This is a genomic window from Nonomuraea polychroma, assembly GCF_004011505.1.
GTDB lineage: Bacteria > Actinomycetota > Actinomycetes > Streptosporangiales > Streptosporangiaceae > Nonomuraea > Nonomuraea polychroma.
Genome location: NZ_SAUN01000001.1, coordinates 9,698,604 through 9,714,217, shown reverse-complemented (window position 1 = coordinate 9,714,217; position 15,614 = coordinate 9,698,604). Strand labels below are relative to the sequence as shown.

Genomic DNA, 15,614 nt, shown 5'->3' with positions numbered 1-15,614 from the left:
CCGACGGTGAGGGCATCGTGATGCAGTTCGAGGCGTTGCGTCCGTCCACCCCGCAAGGCCGCCGCTCGACACCGCGGCCTGTTTCGCACGCGGCTGACTTCTGGGGAGAATCCGTATCGCAAGCGGATGGCGACCCTGGCGGTGGTCCACGACGCCGTCCCCGCTCCGCGCGGCCCGCACGATGTGATCAGTCTGACCACGCGCGGCGGCCAGCGGCCGGTGCGGGCCGGACCGCACGCCACCGGCAAATGGATCCATGGATCGGTGACAGATCCGGCCCAGCAGGTGATCAGCAGGGCGTTCGACCAGGCCCAGGCCCGCGACACCGCGCACGCCCGAACCTGGGTGGTGCTGGTCGACGGCGCCCCCACACCCGATCCACCAGCTCCAGGCCGAGACCGCCCGCCGCAAGGTGACCATCCACATTGTCTGCGAGCTGATCCACGTCCTGGAGTACTGCTGGCGCGCCGCCCGCTGCCTACACGCTCCCGACGACCCCGCCGCCGAACAACAGATGGCCGCCTGGGTGCTCGGGCTGCTCGCCGGGAACATCGATTCCGGCCCCGAGCTCATCACTTCCTGGCCCGGCTGAGGGGCGGGCGGTGGGCCCAGGTGGCCCAGCGCCAGAGCCACTCGAGCGGGCCCTGACGGAAGCGGCGCAGCCAGAGGATGGAGAACAGCCACTGGGCCGTGAGGATGGCTCCCGCGGTCAGGTACGCCGCCGTCAAGGATTGGCCGATCGGCAGGCCGAGGATGTGACTGGCCGCCAGGACGAGGAGTGTGGCGGTCAGATAATTGGTCAGTGCCATCCGGCCCAGTGGCGCGAAGACGGCCCGCAGCGCCGATCGCAGCGGCGTTCTGAGCAGGACCAGCAGGGCACACACGTACACACCGGTGAGCAGCAGATCGGCCAGGGTGGACGTAAAGGACGGCTGCGTCGTGCCCGCCCCGGTTTGCACGTTGGCCTGTACCCACCGGGCAGAGGCCGCCCCCGCCGCGAAGACCAGGCCCAGCAGGAGCGGCCCTCGGATGGACCGCTCGATCTGCTCGATCACCCCGTATCGGACCAGTGCCGAGCCCAGCAGGAAGAGCCCGGCAATCAGCAGAGCGCCGCCCCCGCCGCCGATCAGCGCCGCCGGGACGAGCGTGGCGGCGAGGCCGGCCACGGCCCACCGCGGCAGCCAGGTCGAGGGCAGCAGCACCAGCATGCCGACGATGGCGTAGGAGGTCAGGATCTCGCCCGGCCACAGCAGCATATGCACGAGGCCGATCGCGAGCAGCGCCAGAAGCCGGCGCAGCAGGACCAGCCGTGGGCGGGGGACGCGGTTCGCGGCGGAGTCCAGCAGAAGTGAGAACCCGATACCGAACAGCAGAGAGAAGGTCGGGAGCCCGAGCCAGGGGTCCCAGTCGCCCATGGGCTGCGTCACAACGGCGGTGCCGTCGTTGGCTATCAGCTGGATGTTGGCGAGCAGGATCTCGCACAGCGTGAACCCGCGCAGCACGTCGAGCGCGATGATGCGGGGCCGACCGGAGGAGAGCGCAGCGGTCGCGGGCTGGCCGGACGCGGGCGAGGCGGTCTGGGGCCGATCGGGCGAGGCGGTCTGGGGCCGATCGGGGGAGGCGGCGGGTCCGTCGTGCGGGAGACGGTGGCCGGGGTGGCCGGCCGGGCCCTCGGAGTGCGGTTCCTGGGGGAGATCTTCGCGTGGCATGGGGCCTCATCCTGCGGAACCTGCCCGGGGACGGCACGGGTCGAAAGCAGGGTTCGCGGCGTCCGGGATCGTACTTTCGACCGGTTCATCGGGCGAGGGCGGGCGCCTGGCCTTAAGCATCACTGAGGCTTCCGGCGGGCGGCTGCGTAGCACGCATTGTGATCACGTCAGCCCGTTTGAGGTGCCACGCGCAGCGCATGTACGCCCTTCGCCTGGACGAGCTGGTCGACCCGGCGGCGCTGTCGCCCGGCAGCCCCTACGCCGTGGTGGTCGGCTCCAACGCCGCGATGGTCGTGCAACTCGCGCCGCCGCGCGGCTACGACGGCCGTCGCGGACTCAGCGTCGCAGATCTCTTCACCGCGCGGACCGAATCGCTGCGAGGAGGTCCGCCGTCGTCACGATGGCGTGTGCGTAGGTCGGCCCGTTCAGCTCATGGGCCGCGTACAGCATCTCGGCGGTGAAGGCCGCGGTCGCGTCCCGGACCAGGGTCACGTGGTATCCGAGCTCCATGGCGTACCTGCCGGTCGACTCGATGCAGGTGTTGGCGAGCACGCCGATGACGATGACATGCGTGATGCCGTGCTGCCGGAGCAGCAGGTCGAGGTCGGTGTTGGCGAACCCGCTCTGAGCCCAGTGCTCCTTGACGACCACGTCACCGTCCTGGGAGACGAGATCCGGGTGCCATTCGCCACCCCAACTGCCCTTCGCGAAGGAATGCCGCTCCTGGATCCCACGCTGGGTGGGATTGGGATGGCTCCAGTCGTCGTAGTCCCCGGGCCGCCACTGCCGATGCGGGACGATGAACACCTGGATCGCCGCATCCCGCGCGGCGGTGACCACCGCGCGTAGATGGTCGAGGAGCCCCACGCGCTGGGCGACCTCCTGCAACCGAGGCCAGATCTTCCCGCCCTCGGACAAGAAGTCGTTGTAGGGATCGACCAGGAGGACACCGGTCCGGCTGATCTCATAGGACGTGTCAGCCATCACGCAGTGGGCTCCGTACAGGAGTTGTCGGCCGCGGCCGGCCGGCTGCGTGCGGCTACTTCCTCGTCCGTTGGCGATTGCCTGCTCACGCCCGTGGTGTACCCAGGTCCCGGGTCAGAACAGGCGATGCGGCCGAGGTCTTGGCAAGGTCTTTGTGGGTGTCCGGCGCAGACCGCGTCAACGCCCTGGCCCTGCGTCGTCATCACCGGGCTTGTCCTGGGTCGATGGCGGGCGGGATGAGCAGGCTTCCACCTCAGCCCCTGTGCCTCACGATCATCCCGGAGCTTGAGGCCCCCGCCGGAGGCACGGTTTCGCAACGCTCAAGTGATCGACTGGAGACCGAGCCCGCTCATCCTGGGCGAAGGCGGTAAGGGGGTGCTCTTTGTGGTGGAAGCCTGTCCGGGTGTTTCTCGGCCTGGGGTACGGCGCACTGCTGTTGGTGATCGCAGTCTTTTCGTGGAACCTACGGCCTTGGTGGCGGCTCAGGGCGTTATGGACTTGCTGATCTGATGAGGCGGCGCGCCGGCGGTCGGCGAGGGGTGTGTTGGTACGGCGGGGCGTTTTACAGCGATGCCCCGCGTGGCGCCCGCGCCGTGACCGGCCAGGCGCAGCGCGGCGCAGGGCGGGGCGTACGGCGGCGCGGGGCGTACGGCGGCGCGGCGTTTCGCCGGCAGATGGTGGAGCTGGTGCGCGCGGAACGGTCGCCGGAGGAACTGGCCCAGGAATTCCAGCCCTCCGCGCCGTCGATCCGTACTTGGGTGCGCCAGGCTGATCTGGATGACGGCCGTCGCCAAGACGGCCTGACCAGCGCCGAGAAGGACGAGCTGGCCCGACTGCGTCGCGAGAACAAGATCCTGCGCGAGGAGAAGGAGATCTTGCGTACCTCTCGCTGCCGTCGTGACCGTTGCCCTGGACCAGGCGATGCGACTCCACGCCAACCATCTGCCGCTGCCGGTGCCCGCCCGCTACGCGTCGAAGTCGAACAGTGGCTTCGCGACATGGACATCTGAGCCCGACCCAGGCCTGTCGCGGGTGGCGGGAGCCGTTCAGTACCCGCCTCAGTGACCTCACGCACCAACTGCTCAGGAATCACCGACCCGATGCGCCGGTAGCGACCGGCAATGGGCGTGGGCCGACGCCCGCCGCGGATCATGGTTCGGTGGTCAGGACGGGCATCCAGTTCGGACGGCTGAGGGTGCCGGTCCAGCCGGTGAGCGGGGTGACCTCCTGCTTGCCCGTCACGTCGACCAGCACCAGGCGGTAGCGCGACTTGCTGCTGTCCGCGGTCGCGCGGTCCTGGGCCCAGGCGATCAGGTGCGTGTCGTCGGCCCAGGCCAGCGACTGCACGATGACGTGATCACCCGGTGGCTCCAGGAGGGTGGTGTCGCCGGAATCGACGTCCACGACAAAGGGGGCCGAGCCGCTCCTGCCGCCCATGGCCAGGCGGCTGCCGTTGGGGGACAGCCCGGCGGGCTGGTCGCTCGAGGACTCCTGGGCGGGGCCGGGGCGAGAGCGCCCGGTGAGGTCGTAGTACTTGCGGGGTTCCTGTCGGGCGCCGGTGTTCTCCCAGATCAGCGAGCCGTCGCGACTCCACAAGAGATCATTGCGCAGGCCGGCGGAGTCCGGGTCGCCGGGCAGGTCGTGGAAGGTGGCCTTGCCGCTGTTCACGTCGACGATGGCGAAGCCGGTCCTGACCTGTCGTGTGTCCGGTTCCCCGGCGGGATCGGCGAGCAGGCCGGGGACGTGGTCGTATGTGGTTACCAGGAGCCGCTTTCCGTCCGGAGACCAGGCGACCCTCCCCGCCACCGCACGGCCGAGGTCGATCCAGCGCCGCAGTCTGGCGGCGGTGGTGTCCACCAGGCCGATCCGGCGGGCGGGCAGTGTCTCTTCCAGCACCGCGGCCGTGCGGCCCGAGGGCGCCACGTCGATCCATCCCCATCGCCCGTGCGTGTAGCCGCCCGTGCCTGCGTGGGTGAGCAGGTACCAGGAGCAACTGTGCTCGCAGGAGGCGTACGCGGTGAGCGTGACGCGCCCGGCGGCGACGCGTTCCACCGGCGTGGACCGGCCGGGATCGGCCGCGGTGTCTCCCCCGATGCGGCTGGTGGCGACCTCGGGATCCTCCCGTGCGACGAGGGAGGGCACCGTGATCACGCCGACGGTGACGGCGGCGACCAAGGCGGCCGCGGTGGTCGCCGCCCGCCTGATCCGCATGCGCGTGCGCTGCCGCCACGCGGCCTGCGCTACGCCGGTCGGCAGCCTGGCCTGGTCGGCCACCGCACCGAGCGCGTCTTTCACCAGCTCCTCAGTGCTCATGTCAGCGTTCCTTCCCGTGGGTGGCCGTGGAGCGGGCGTATAGGTCGTGGAGCTCGGGGCAGAGCCGCAAGAGCCGGGCCAGGGCCCGGTGGGCGGTGCTGCGTACCGTGCCGATGCTGCAGCCGAGTGTGGCGGCCACGGTCGACTCCGACAGGTCTTCGAAGTAGCGGAGCACGAGCACGGCCCGTTGCTTGGAGGTCAACCTGCCGAGCGCGTCCTGCATCATGATCTTGAGCTCGACGTCGTGCGTCGTGTCGGCGGCCGGCCGCTCGGGGAGCTCGGCGACGGCGTACTCCCTCCTTCGCCGCCACCACGAGATCTGCTGGCGATACATCACCTGCCGGAGGTATGCCTCCGGGTCTTCGATCTTGTGCCATTTGAGCGCCGTATTGGCCAGGCTGGTCTGCAGCAGGTCCTCGGCCGCGTGCTGGTCCCCGGCCGTCAGCAGATAGGCCAGGCGGATGAACGCGGGCGAGCGCGCCGCCACGAACTCGTCGAACGCGCGCCGGCCCGCGCAATCCCCGATCACCGGGAGACCTCGCCGCGCAATTGGGTGACCGTTACGAAGTGGTAGCCGCGGGCGGAGAGCGTGCGCAGCACCCGCGGTATGGCCGCCACCGTGGTCGGGTGGATGTCGTGGAACAGGATGATCGCGCCCGGCCTGGCCCCCGACACGGCCGCGCGGGTCACCTGTGCGGCGTCGCGGTGCTTCCAGTCCAGGGTGTCCACGCTCCACAGGACGAGGGGGTGCGGCGTCTGCGCCCGCACGACGTCACTGACGGCCCCGTACGGAGGACGGACGGTGTTCGGCGTCACACCCGCTGCCTTTCTGATGGCCTCGTCGGTACGGCGCAGATCATCGCGCACCTGGGCCGCCGTCAGCCTGGTCAGGTCGCGGTGGGACCAGCTGTGGTTGCCGAGCTCGTGCCCCGCCTCGGCGGTCTGGCGCACCACGTCCGGGCTCATCGCGACGTTCTGCCCGACGACGTAGAACGTGGCGCGGGCACGGAATGCGGCCAGATCGGCCAGCAGCGTCTGAGTGTAGGGCCCAGGGCCGTCGTCGAACGTCAGGGCCACGCATTTCACCCGGTGACAGTCAGCGATCTCCTCCGGGCCTGCCGGGGGACGGGTGGGCGTTGGGGAGACGCGGCCGTCCAGGTCGAGGCGCCGCGTGGGCTCGAAGACCTGCCGCTGCACCCGCCGGCCGAGATCCGACAGCAGCGGCCGTGCGACCGCCGCCGGCAGCACGGCCTGGAGTTGCCCGGCGGGCGCCACTCCTGCCACGCTCTGATCGAAGGTCACCACCAGGTCCCCGCCTGCGGTGAACCCCAGATCGTCCAGGTAGCGGGCTCGGGAGGCGCTGTCGGCCATGGCGGCGCGCAACGCCTGCGCGTCGAAGCCCTCCTTCCTTGACAGGGCCTTGTCCAGGTCGGCGGTGAGCCTTCCGATCGAGCTCGGCTCGACGAGCGCGGTCGCGGGCAGGACCGTACCGGTCTTGGCGTCGTACCAGCGGGTGGTGGTGGACAGGCCGTCGCCGGCGCCGCCGAGCCACCACTCGGTGTAGCGCACCCCGATGACGTCCCCCGAGGCGACCAGGAATGCGAAGTCCAGGTTCAGCTCCGGGTCGGCCTGGTCGCACGCCTGGGCGAGGAAATCGGTGCGTCTGGCCTCCACCATGCGGCGCAGCGCCGCAGTGAACGCTTCGGCGCCCGGCACCTGCGGATAGGCGATCGACCAGGGACAGGTCGGGTCGTTACCGCTGGGACGGACCACCCGCAGGCCGTCGATCCAGGTCGGCGAGACGGTCGCGATCTCATCGGCGTGGTGTGACGCCGCGTGGACCGCTGCGGTACGCCGGATTTCCTGCGTCGGTGTCGAACCGGTGGCCGCACAGCCCGCCGTCACCAGCCCGGTGACCACGAGGAGCATGGTGATCAAGTATGGGGGTTTCACGGCCGCCAGAACTCCGCTCTTCTTGACAATCGATGACAAAACACGCACCGGGTCAGTGATCAGATAGGTGCACGTTCCTCGCGTTTTGTTGTCGTAAGGACGCGCCAGGGTGGGGCAATCTTTGCGACCTGGCGCAGAAGTTTTCGCGCGCGATCACCGCGATCACCGCGATCGGCCCCAACTACGTGAGCCAGCCGGACAAGGCGGGAGGTCCATGCAACGTTGAGGCGACGGTCCTCATATTCCGCAGCTCGCCGTACGGACGGCGTCGCGGGGCGCAGCACGCCAAGTTGGCGCTAGCGGCACCCAGTCTCCAGGTCGTGGATGCGGAGGGCCTCGCCGACGATGGTGTCGGTCGAGCGGGTCGAGAGCCGACCGTCGGAGCGGCGCCTGGCGGACATCGCGGCCAGGACAGCTCGTCCTGCATCCCTCAGTTCTCGGGAGAAACTAACAAAGCACCCGGGCCGCTCCAGCCCCAGTGGGCCAAAGCCATGGCCAACCGGCGACGAAAGACCCTCGTGGTCTGCGCCGCCTGCCACGGCCACATCCACGGGCAACCTGCTCCACCGCTCACGCAGTAGTCACTGGAGAGCCGGATGATCGGCTAACGCTCGGTTGTTCGCAGCGCCTAGCCCGCCGCCACCACCTCGATCTCCACCAACCAACCGCTGGCGAGCGTCTGCGCCACGATCGCCGTCGTGGGCACCCGCCGTCCGCCCAAGGCAGCCACCCTGGCCTTGGCATTCGCCTCGGCGTAGGAGGGATCACGCAGGTAACTCGTAAGCCTCACGATGTTGTCCACGCTCATCCCCGCCTCTGTGAGAATCACCCGAAGATTCGTCCAGATGAGCTCGAGCTGTTCTTCGAGCGTCGTTCCCGGGATGCCATTGCGATCCAAGCCCATGGTTCCCGCGACGAACAGAAACCGAGACGGATTCCGCACCTCAATCGCGTGCACGAAGTCATCGGTGGCGGCGTAGATACCCTCTACCGGGTTGTGAACGATCATCTCCATGATGGCCATGCTGGCCCGTCACAGAACTCGCCCCAAGAGCCAATCTGCCGCAATTGGCTCTCATCGCAACGACAGGCTCAAGGCTGGGGATAAGTGGACCGACCATGATCTGGTCTTCACGACGCCGCTCGGCGGTCCGATCGAGCGTACAGAGGACTGGAAGCAGTGGACGTCCATCCTCAAGCAGGCCGGCGTACGAGACGCCCGAGTCCACGACGTCCGGCACACCGCGGCAACCCTGCTGATCGAGCAAGGCGTCCACATCCGCGTCGTACAGGAGATCCTCGGCCACACCCGCGTGACCACCACAGAGCGCTACACCCACGTGGCCACGCTCCAGATGAAGGACGCCAGCGAGCGCATGGACCAAGCCCTCTGGGGCCGGCCCTGATGGGCAACTGCAACCCTGATGCCCTCAGAGATCAAAAAGGCCCTCTCCCCAACCAAGGGAGAGGGCCTTTCACGTGCGGAGGATCGGGGATTTGAACCCCGGATGGTGTTGCCACCAAACCGCATTAGCAGTGCGGCGCCATAGACCTGACTAGGCGAATCCTCCCGGAAGCCGTTCTGGCTCAGCACAGCGTACCGGCCTTCTGGCGAGGCGGCAAAGCGATTCCGCTCCCCACGTATCCACAGCCTTCACCAAGAGTTATCAACAGGCTGTGGGTAACTGGCTGTGGATGAAGCCCGCCCAGAGCGTGGGCGGGCTTCATGGGCTGTGGATAACCCTAGCCGGAAGCACGCCGGCCTCAGGCGGCCGGGTTGGCCTCGCCCTCGATCTCGATCTTGATCTTCTTGCCCACCAGCACGCCGCCGGTCTCCAGGGCCTGGTTCCAGGTCAGGCCGAACTCCTCGCGGTCGATCTCGGCGCTGATCGAGTAGCCCCACACCTCGGCACCCCACGGGTTCGTGCCCGCGCCGCCGTACTCGACGGTGAGCTCGACCTCCTTCGTGACGTCACGGATGGTGAGGTCGCCGACCACGGTGAACTCGTCGCCGGAGTGGCCGACCACGCGGGTGCTCTTGAAGGTGATCTCCGGGAACTTCTCGACGGCCAGGAAGTCGTCGCTGCGCAGGTGGCCGTCACGGTCGGCGACACCGGTGTTGATGCTGTCCGTCTGGATCGTCAGCTCGGCGCTGGACTCAAGGGGGTTGTCAGCGATCGTGACCGAGCCCTTGAAGGTGCCGAAGGTACCGCGGACCTTGCTGACCATCATGTGCTTGACCGAGAAACCGATGGTGGTGTGCGCCGCGTCCAGGTTGTAGGTGCCGGCGGCGGGGATGGCCAGGGACTCCCAGGTGCGGGTGGTCATTGGGGTTCTCCTTAGGAAGGTTGCTCTGCGGATGTCTGCGGCAACAAATGTCTACACGAGGAATATTCCTCACGTCAACTATCGTCGGCTAAGGTATGAGCGTGAAGAACTTTGACGACCCCAGGCTGACGGCCGTCGGGCTGCTCGCCGAGGTGCATGCCGGTCTCATGGGCAGGTTCCAGCCGGCGCTCGCGGCGGCGAGGTTGTCGGAGATCGACTTCGAGACCGTTCTCCGGCTGGCCCGATCCCCAGGAGAGCGGTTGCGGATGAGCGACCTCGCGGCGCAGACCGGGCTGTCCACCAGCGGCGTGACTCGCGTTGTCGACCGGCTCGAGCGCGAGGGCGTGGTGACGAGGCAGGCGTGTCCCACTGATCGGCGAGCGTCCTACACCGTGCTGACCGATGCCGGGCGCGAGCGGCTGGAGTCCATACTGCCGCAGCACCTGCAGGACATTGACGACACTTATACGAGCCTGCTCGACCCGGAGGAGTTGGAGGCGTTTCTGGCGACTCTGCGGAAGATCCGGGATGTGGTGCGGCCCTGCGCCACCGCCGGAGCGGGAGAGGCCGGAGTGGAAACCTGCGTGGAGGCGCTGAAGGCGGCTCGGCCGGAGGAACGAGCCCGCATCCCCGCCCCAGCCCCCGCCGAGCTCGAGGTCACGGTCGACTCGGCTTCTTCCTCCTCCGTCTGATCGCTCCTGAGCTCGGAGCGGATCAGCCTCCCAGCCCCAAGGCGGTCCGTAGCTTGGCCATCCCCCGCGACACCGTGCTCTTGACCGTGCCGACACTGATCCCGAGCTTCCTGGCGATCTCCGGCTCGGTCATGTCCTCGTAATACCGCAGCACGATCGCCGCCCGCATCCGCTCCGGCAGTTCCTCCAGCGCCTGCTCCAGCCGTTCGTGCACATCCCCCCAGGCCACGGAGTCGGTGACGATCTCCGGCAGGTCATCGGAGGGGTACTCCTCCAGTTTGCGCCGCCGCCACTGCGAGATGTTGATGTTCACCATCGCCCGCCGTACGTACCCGTCCAGCGCCCCTCGGTCCTCGATGCGATCCCACGCCAGGTACGTCTTGGTCAGCGCGTTCTGCAGCAGATCCTCCGCGTCCAGCGGGTGTCCGGTGAGCTGGTGAGCGGCGCGCAGCAGCGCCGGACCGCGGGTCCTGACGTACTCGCGGAACTCTTCTTCCCATCCGGTGGTCTGCATCGTGGCCAGAATCGCAGCCTGATGCCCTATTAGGCCTGAACCCGAATTCAGGTTTCGGTCCACCGACGATAAAGGTCAGTCAAGGTCGGTGGCGGATTCTCCGCCGAGGGATGTCAACTCCTTCTCCCAGGGATGCGTATTTTGCTCTCCTCTGGGCCACCCGGCGTGAGCGGCCTCCGAGTCGTGTGAACCTAGTATCCGAGCGAGGGAGGGGCGGATGGGCCATCCGAGCGTTGAGCGCCGCCGGGCGCTCGCAGCGGCCGCGCTCGGCCGTGATCCGGGCATACCAGGTCCTGACCCAAGCGATGGACAACCCATCAGCGCGGTCGCCGGCGAGATCCTTGACGTCAGCCCGCATCTCCTCATCATCGAGACCCCGGACGGTGCGGAAGAGCGGCTCGTGATCGCGCCGTGGGCCACGGCCTGGCACGGCGGTGACGTCCCTCCCGCCGACCTGCCCGTGGGCTCCATGGTCCTGATGCGGGCCCTGCGCGACGGGCGGGTGGTCGAGCGGATCTGGGCGGACACCACGCGCATCACCGGGACGATCCTGTCGATCAGCGGGCGCAAGGACCTGACGGTGGAGCTCGACTGCGGGCCGCATCGCGGGCACCGCACGATCGTCATCCCCTACCGGGTGTCGGGGCGGCTGCAGGTGCGCCACCCCAAGTTCGAGCCCGGCTACCTGTTCGACGCGATCGGCATCCGACGCGACGGCGCCGGTCTCGCCCTGCTGCCGGCGACCTCGCAACCGCCATACCTGGCGCGCGCCGTGCCGGCCCCGCCGCCCGCGTACGCCGGGCTGCAGCCGCGGATCTCGGGCACGGCGACATGGTCGGACACGTTCGACCAGGAAGAGCGGGGCGCGGCCTATCCCATGCTGGAGCGGACCGACACCGGCTGCCCGGACGTCGGCGCGTCGTGCGCCGGCCTGCCGTACCTCGCCATCGGCTCTCTGCTGCAGGTCAGGAACCACTGCTCCAAGCGCTCCGCCAACGTTCCGGTGGTCGCGTGCGGGTGCGTGGCGGGGCGATTCTGCGACCGCTGTGTCGAGTGTGACACCTCACCGCGCGGCCGGATCGTCGAGTTGTCGCCGTTCTCCTATGTGGAGCTCGGCGGCGATTTGGTGAAAGGCTGCTTCAACGCTCAGATCGGATTGGGGTGACCCGCGTGCTGGAATCGCAGATGCCGATTTTGATCGTGCTGCTCGTCCTCGGCACGGTGGCCAAGGTGAGCACAGTACGATCCGGAGGCGAGCCAGGGGCACTGTCCAGGCTGGGGCCGGCGGTGCTGGTGCCGGGCCGTATGCAGGCGCCCGCGCTGCTGGTCTGCGCGGCCGGTGAGATGGTGCTGGCCGCCGGGCTGCTGCTGAGCACGCATGCGATCTTCCGCTGGGGCACGGTCACGTTCTTCGCGTTGTCCACGTACGTGCTGCTGGAGCTGCGCAGGCGACGGCCCGACGCGGGCTGCGGCTGCTTCGGCGAGGTGAGCTCGGCGCCGGTCGGGCTGCGCTCGATCGGCCGGACGGTGCTGCTGACCGGGATGGCCGTGCTCTCGGTGTGGGCGCCCGTGACCGGCTGGGACGCGGTGACCCGACCGTCGTGGCTCATGATCGCGGGGGTGATCGCCCTGCTCGCGCTCTCGCCGGAGATCGAGGAGCTGATCGACCGGGTACGGTACCGCGCGCCCTGCGAGCAGCGCCGCGCCCCCGCCGAGTCGGTCACGCTGGCCAGGCTCAAGGAGAGCGGCACGTGGCGGGCCCACCGGGACGAGCTGACCGCGGCCGACCCGTACGACAGCTGGCGTGAGCTGTGCTGGCGATTCTTCGTCTTCCGCAACCACGAGCAGGACGATGTCGTGTTCGCGGTCTATCTCAGCGGGCGGCGCCCGGGGGTGCGGATGGCCGTGGTGAGCGCTGAGGACAGCGGCAGTCTGCCGGAATATACGACAGTATCGGCCTGACGCTAGAGAGCCGTAGATTTCCCTCGACGGGCACGGTCATATGGCTCTATTGGGCTGTCTAGCTTCCCCACTAGACAGCCCAATAGAGGTCTAGGGGCGCCACTCAGACCGGTTGAGCGCGCAGGAACTTCCCGAAGTGCGGCACCGTGAACGCGATCAACCCGCGTTCGGCGCTGTAGATGAGCCCTTTCTTGATGAGGCTGTCACGGGCGGGTGAGAGGCTGGACGGCTTGCGCCCGAGGGCGTCGGCCACGTCGGCGGTCGCGACCGGCTCGTCGCCGATCTGCGCCATGGCATGCATGTAGTCGCGCTCGGCCGGGGTCGCCCGCTCGTAGCGGCTGCCGAAGAAGCCGACCGCGAGCTCCTCCTCGGCCTCGGGCGCCGAGACCTTGACGTCTTCGAGCGTGATCGGGCTGCGCGGCGCGAGGTCCCAGGCCACCTTGCCGTACGCCTGCACGAAGTAGGGGTAGCCGTCGGCCGCCTCATACAGCGCGTCCAGGGCGTCCGGGGTGAACTCCACCTCCTCCTCGCGTGCCGGGAGGATCAACGCGAGGTCGGCCGCGTCACGGTCGAGCTTGTCGATGCGCGCGTAGCGGAAGAGCCGCTCGGAATAGCTCTTGCTGGCCGACAACACGCTCGGCAGGTGCGGCAGCCCGGCCCCCACCACAATCAGCGGCCCGCCCGTCTGCGACAGCTCGTGGCAGGCGGCGCAGAGCGCGGAGACGTCGGCGGCCGGCACGTCCTGCATCTCGTCGATGAACAATGCGATGCCGACGGCCAGGTCGGTGGCCACACCGGCGGCGTCGACGAACAGCTCGGTGAGGTCGATCTCCAGGTCGCCCGAGTCGGCGCGCCCGCGGCTGGCCGGCACCTCGATGCCGGGCGACCAGTGCGAGGTGCCCTTGGCCGCCGCGGGATCGCGCATCGCGAACGCCTTGAGCACGCCGAGGAACTCCTCGATGCGCTCGGGCGCGCGGTGCCGCGGGGCGAGCTCCCTGATCGCCATGTGCAGCGCGGCCGCGACCGGCCGCCTGATCGACTGGTCGGGCCGGGCCTCGATCTTGCCCGTGCCCCACAGCCGCTGCATGGCCATGGACTTGAACGTGTTGAGCAGGACGGTCTTGCCGACGCCCCGCAGGCCGGTGACGACCATGCTCCGCTCGGGGCGGCCACGGGCCACACGCTCGAGCACGACCTCGAACTGCTGCAGCTCTCGGTCACGCCCGGCGAGCTCCGGCGGACGCTGTCCGGCTCCGGGGGCGTAGGGGTTTCGCACAGGGTCCACGCTCTCGGACTTTATTGCCGGATATAGCGGCCGTCTTAGATTTGGGAAGAAAGTGCTACGGCGTGTCCGAGCAGGGGCGGGCGCGAGCACCGTCATCGGACACACCCCCTCTCACCAGGCCGAACCCTTGTTCGATTGCGGTACCTAAGACTGTAGCGCGGACTCGAACACCTATGCGATGGTTTCAAGTAAAAGATCTTTGCAACAGTCCGGACCCCCTCGTGCGTCTCGGTGATGTGGAGTTCGAGGATTTCGTCCGCGCGCGGGGCCCGGCCCTGCTGCGGTACGGCTACGTCCTCTCCGGCAACGCCGACGACGCGGCCGATCTGGTGCAGGAGGCGTTGCTCAAGCTGAGCGGCGCCTGGCGCAGGGTCCGCAACAAGGACAACCCGGAGTCCTACGTACGCACGGTGATGGCGCGTCAGCACATCAGCTGGTGGCGCAAGCGACGCAGGGAGCATGTGACGGACGAGGTGCCCGAGGGCTCCTACACCGACGACCACGCCTTCGGCGAGTTATGGAAGGAACTGGCCACACTGCCCCGCAAGCAGCGGGTCGTCCTGGTGCTGCGCTACTACGAGGACCTGTCGGACAAGGAGATTGCCGAGATCCTCGGCATTTCCCGCGGAACCGTAAGAAGCCAGGCATTCCACGCGCTCAACGCACTGCGCGTCAAGCCGTCGGTGCTCGAAAGGGGACGGGCATGAGGACAGAAGAGGAGCTGGCGGGCGCGCTGCGCGCGGCGGCCGAGCGCGCTCCCGACGAAGGCGACCTGCTCGCCGGCGTTGCCACGCTCCGACGCCGCAGGACCAGGCGGCGCGTGCGCGTGCTCGCGGCCGCGACCGCCGTGGTGGTGCTGGGCATGGGGGTCAGGAGCGTCGTCCTGCCTGGCGGGGGCGAGGTCGAGGTGGCCACGACCCCGAGCCCCACCGCGACCCTCGGCATGAATGCCGTGCCGGTGGATCGGCTCTGGCCGACGGCGGTCCTCACGGTCCCCGCCACCAACGCCGACGGCATGCGCTACGAGCCCATCATCGGCATCAGCGCCACTGAGGTGCTGCTCCTTGCGGCGTCCCTGGAGGAGGGAACGAGGATCGAACTGTACGACGCCGCCACCAAGCGAGCCCGTGTGGTGGCCGAGGTCCCCATGAAGCCCACCGCCGTCCCGCCGACCGTGACCGCCGACGGCGAGAACGTCGCCTGGATGTCCTACGGCAGGAAGAACGGCGTGTCGGTGCGAGGGATCTGGACGGCCCCGCTGTCCGGCGGCAAGGCGAGGCTGGTCACCACGATCAGCGGCCCCCGGGCCGACATCGACTCCCTCGCGATCAACGGGGATCGGATCGTCTGGTCGGAGCGCCGCGGCGACGTGTGGGGCGTCCCTCTCTCCGGCGGCGCCTCAGAGCGAATCCCGGCCGGTCGCGGCCTGCGCCTGCTGAGATGGCCGTGGGCCAGTGACGCGCCCGCTGGGCCTGACGACAGCGTCCGCAGCCAGAGCAGGATCGTCGACCTGACGAGCGGGTCCACGATCGAGGTCGTCACGCCGCCCGGGACGCGGGGCCTGCGCTGCGGACCGTTCTGGTGCTTGGGACACGACGAGACGGGCGGTTTCCTGCAACGGATCGACGGCAGCAACATGCGACGCCTCGACGATCGCGGCTCCTGGGGGCGGCGGGCGATGGCGCCGATCCTCAACCGGTTCGCGTTGAGCAACGACGGTATCTACGACATCGCGACCGGCCGGGTGGCCACCCTTGATGGCAGGTGGACGGCTTTGTCCGCCGGGCAGCCCACGATCGTCTACTGGGAGGGCGGGCGGGACACCCTCCGAGTGCTCAACTTGGCAGCCGTACCATCCGCGCAATAGCGTTCGC

The 15,614-nt window shown here is 68.8% G+C and carries 19 protein-coding genes and 1 tRNA gene; 10 read left to right on the top strand and 10 right to left on the bottom strand.

Annotation, left to right across the window (positions count from 1 at the left end; all coding sequences use genetic code 11):
* Positions 1 to 412: 412 nt before the first annotated feature.
* On the top strand, positions 413 to 592 hold the full coding sequence (locus EDD27_RS44910) for a hypothetical protein (RefSeq protein ID WP_127938333.1): 180 nt from the start codon (positions 413 to 415) through the stop codon (positions 590 to 592).
* Here EDD27_RS44910 and EDD27_RS44905 read toward each other — a convergent pair.
* Complete coding sequence (locus tag EDD27_RS44905) at positions 573 to 1,709, bottom strand: DUF418 domain-containing protein (RefSeq protein WP_127938331.1); 1,137 nt, start codon at positions 1,707 to 1,709, stop codon at positions 573 to 575. The two genes, EDD27_RS44910 and EDD27_RS44905, sit on opposite strands and share 20 nt — an antisense overlap.
* Before the next feature lie 158 nt (positions 1,710 to 1,867).
* Here EDD27_RS44905 and EDD27_RS59105 point away from each other — a divergent pair, with 158 nt between their 5' ends.
* Complete coding sequence (locus EDD27_RS59105) at positions 1,868 to 2,170, top strand: sensory rhodopsin transducer (protein ID WP_421916766.1); 303 nt, start codon at positions 1,868 to 1,870, stop codon at positions 2,168 to 2,170.
* Here EDD27_RS59105 and EDD27_RS44895 read toward each other — a convergent pair.
* Positions 2,064 to 2,693 (bottom strand): cysteine hydrolase family protein, encoded by a 630-nt coding sequence (locus EDD27_RS44895; protein WP_127938327.1) that lies wholly within the window; start codon positions 2,691 to 2,693, stop codon positions 2,064 to 2,066. The genes EDD27_RS59105 and EDD27_RS44895 overlap by 107 nt on opposite strands.
* Positions 2,694 to 3,286: 593 nt before the next feature.
* Between EDD27_RS44895 and EDD27_RS44890 the strand changes: the two genes are divergently transcribed.
* Complete coding sequence (locus EDD27_RS44890) at positions 3,287 to 3,703, top strand: hypothetical protein (RefSeq protein ID WP_127938325.1); 417 nt, start codon at positions 3,287 to 3,289, stop codon at positions 3,701 to 3,703.
* 139 nt (positions 3,704 to 3,842) lie between these two features.
* Here EDD27_RS44890 and EDD27_RS44885 read toward each other — a convergent pair whose 3' ends face one another.
* From EDD27_RS44885 to EDD27_RS57420, 3 genes are read right to left on the bottom strand one after another with little or no spacing between them, the layout of a single operon-like run.
* Positions 3,843 to 5,006 (bottom strand): WD40 repeat domain-containing protein, encoded by a 1,164-nt coding sequence (locus tag EDD27_RS44885; protein WP_127938323.1) that lies wholly within the window; start codon positions 5,004 to 5,006, stop codon positions 3,843 to 3,845.
* Position 5,007: 1 nt separating this feature from the next.
* Entirely contained in the window at positions 5,008 to 5,535 is a 528-nt protein-coding gene (locus EDD27_RS44880) for a SigE family RNA polymerase sigma factor (protein WP_241564591.1), read from the bottom strand.
* A complete protein-coding gene (locus EDD27_RS57420) occupies positions 5,532 to 6,935 on the bottom strand; it encodes a polysaccharide deacetylase family protein (protein ID WP_241564590.1) in 1,404 nt (467 codons plus the stop codon). The genes EDD27_RS44880 and EDD27_RS57420 overlap by 4 nt, the downstream gene beginning before the upstream one ends.
* A gap of 449 nt (positions 6,936 to 7,384) precedes the next feature.
* Between EDD27_RS57420 and EDD27_RS59100 the strand changes: the two genes are divergently transcribed.
* Positions 7,385 to 7,540 (top strand): HNH endonuclease, encoded by a 156-nt coding sequence (locus tag EDD27_RS59100; RefSeq protein WP_421917370.1) that lies wholly within the window; start codon positions 7,385 to 7,387, stop codon positions 7,538 to 7,540.
* 47 nt (positions 7,541 to 7,587) lie between these two features.
* Here the strand turns inward: EDD27_RS59100 and EDD27_RS44865 are convergent, their stop codons facing one another.
* The gene (locus EDD27_RS44865) at positions 7,588 to 7,974 is read right to left on the bottom strand and encodes a RidA family protein (RefSeq protein ID WP_127938319.1); all 387 of its coding nucleotides are present in this window, start codon (positions 7,972 to 7,974) and stop codon (positions 7,588 to 7,590) included.
* On the opposite strand from EDD27_RS44865, the gene EDD27_RS44860 reads away from it, so the two are divergent.
* Complete coding sequence (locus EDD27_RS44860; RefSeq protein WP_127938317.1) at positions 7,973 to 8,365, top strand: tyrosine-type recombinase/integrase; 393 nt, start codon at positions 7,973 to 7,975, stop codon at positions 8,363 to 8,365. The genes EDD27_RS44865 and EDD27_RS44860 overlap by 2 nt on opposite strands.
* Before the next feature lie 76 nt (positions 8,366 to 8,441).
* On the opposite strand, the gene EDD27_RS44855 is transcribed toward EDD27_RS44860, so the two are convergent.
* Together EDD27_RS44855 and EDD27_RS44850 are read right to left on the bottom strand one after the other, a co-directional pair.
* Positions 8,442 to 8,530 (bottom strand) — tRNA-Ser (locus EDD27_RS44855).
* 193 nt (positions 8,531 to 8,723) lie between these two features.
* A complete protein-coding gene (locus EDD27_RS44850) occupies positions 8,724 to 9,287 on the bottom strand; it encodes a YceI family protein (protein WP_127938315.1) in 564 nt (187 codons plus the stop codon).
* A gap of 95 nt (positions 9,288 to 9,382) precedes the next feature.
* On the opposite strand from EDD27_RS44850, the gene EDD27_RS44845 reads away from it, so the two are divergent.
* Positions 9,383 to 9,979, top strand: a complete 597-nt coding sequence (locus EDD27_RS44845) for a MarR family winged helix-turn-helix transcriptional regulator (RefSeq protein WP_127938313.1) — start codon at positions 9,383 to 9,385, stop codon at positions 9,977 to 9,979.
* 22 nt (positions 9,980 to 10,001) lie between these two features.
* Here the strand turns inward: EDD27_RS44845 and EDD27_RS44840 are convergent, their stop codons facing one another.
* Positions 10,002 to 10,493 (bottom strand): SigE family RNA polymerase sigma factor, encoded by a 492-nt coding sequence (locus tag EDD27_RS44840; protein ID WP_127938311.1) that lies wholly within the window; start codon positions 10,491 to 10,493, stop codon positions 10,002 to 10,004.
* A gap of 217 nt (positions 10,494 to 10,710) precedes the next feature.
* On the opposite strand from EDD27_RS44840, the gene EDD27_RS44835 reads away from it, so the two are divergent.
* A complete protein-coding gene (locus tag EDD27_RS44835) occupies positions 10,711 to 11,658 on the top strand; it encodes a hypothetical protein (protein WP_127938309.1) in 948 nt (315 codons plus the stop codon).
* A 20-nt stretch (positions 11,659 to 11,678) separates the two neighbouring features.
* On the top strand, positions 11,679 to 12,455 hold the full coding sequence (locus EDD27_RS44830; RefSeq protein ID WP_241564589.1) for a MauE/DoxX family redox-associated membrane protein: 777 nt from the start codon (positions 11,679 to 11,681) through the stop codon (positions 12,453 to 12,455).
* Between the two features lie 103 nt (positions 12,456 to 12,558).
* On the opposite strand, the gene EDD27_RS44825 is transcribed toward EDD27_RS44830, so the two are convergent.
* Positions 12,559 to 13,740, bottom strand: a complete 1,182-nt coding sequence (locus tag EDD27_RS44825; protein WP_127938305.1) for an ATP-binding protein — start codon at positions 13,738 to 13,740, stop codon at positions 12,559 to 12,561.
* 221 nt (positions 13,741 to 13,961) lie between these two features.
* Here EDD27_RS44825 and EDD27_RS44820 point away from each other — a divergent pair, with 221 nt between their 5' ends.
* Both EDD27_RS44820 and EDD27_RS44815 read left to right on the top strand, forming a co-directional pair.
* Positions 13,962 to 14,447 carry a SigE family RNA polymerase sigma factor gene (locus EDD27_RS44820; RefSeq protein WP_241564588.1) on the top strand — a complete coding sequence of 162 codons (486 nt, stop codon included), beginning with the start codon at positions 13,962 to 13,964 and terminating at the stop codon, positions 14,445 to 14,447.
* Complete coding sequence (locus EDD27_RS44815; protein ID WP_127938301.1) at positions 14,444 to 15,607, top strand: TolB family protein; 1,164 nt, start codon at positions 14,444 to 14,446, stop codon at positions 15,605 to 15,607. The genes EDD27_RS44820 and EDD27_RS44815 overlap by 4 nt, the downstream gene beginning before the upstream one ends.
* Positions 15,608 to 15,614: the final 7 nt, after the last annotated feature.

What these genes read in the sequence shown, in the direction of transcription:
- EDD27_RS57420 (WP_241564590.1), bottom strand. Translation starts at nt 6,935, where the DNA reads ATGCTCCTCGTGGTCACCGGGCTGGTGACGGCGGGCTGTGCGGCCACC.
- EDD27_RS44835 (WP_127938309.1), top strand. Translation starts at nt 10,711, where the DNA reads ATGGGCCATCCGAGCGTTGAGCGCCGCCGGGCGCTCGCAGCGGCCGCG.
- EDD27_RS44850 (WP_127938315.1), bottom strand. Translation starts at nt 9,287, where the DNA reads ATGACCACCCGCACCTGGGAGTCCCTGGCCATCCCCGCCGCCGGCACC.
- EDD27_RS44860 (WP_127938317.1), top strand. Translation starts at nt 7,973, where the DNA reads ATGATGGCCATGCTGGCCCGTCACAGAACTCGCCCCAAGAGCCAATCT.
- EDD27_RS44830 (WP_241564589.1), top strand. Translation starts at nt 11,679, where the DNA reads ATGCCGATTTTGATCGTGCTGCTCGTCCTCGGCACGGTGGCCAAGGTG.
- EDD27_RS44840 (WP_127938311.1), bottom strand. Translation starts at nt 10,493, where the DNA reads ATGCAGACCACCGGATGGGAAGAAGAGTTCCGCGAGTACGTCAGGACC.
- EDD27_RS44865 (WP_127938319.1), bottom strand. Translation starts at nt 7,974, where the DNA reads ATGGAGATGATCGTTCACAACCCGGTAGAGGGTATCTACGCCGCCACC.
- EDD27_RS44905 (WP_127938331.1), bottom strand. Translation starts at nt 1,709, where the DNA reads ATGCCACGCGAAGATCTCCCCCAGGAACCGCACTCCGAGGGCCCGGCC.
- EDD27_RS44845 (WP_127938313.1), top strand. Translation starts at nt 9,383, where the DNA reads ATGAGCGTGAAGAACTTTGACGACCCCAGGCTGACGGCCGTCGGGCTG.
- EDD27_RS44895 (WP_127938327.1), bottom strand. Translation starts at nt 2,693, where the DNA reads ATGGCTGACACGTCCTATGAGATCAGCCGGACCGGTGTCCTCCTGGTC.
- EDD27_RS44885 (WP_127938323.1), bottom strand. Translation starts at nt 5,006, where the DNA reads ATGAGCACTGAGGAGCTGGTGAAAGACGCGCTCGGTGCGGTGGCCGAC.
- EDD27_RS44815 (WP_127938301.1), top strand. Translation starts at nt 14,444, where the DNA reads ATGAGGACAGAAGAGGAGCTGGCGGGCGCGCTGCGCGCGGCGGCCGAG.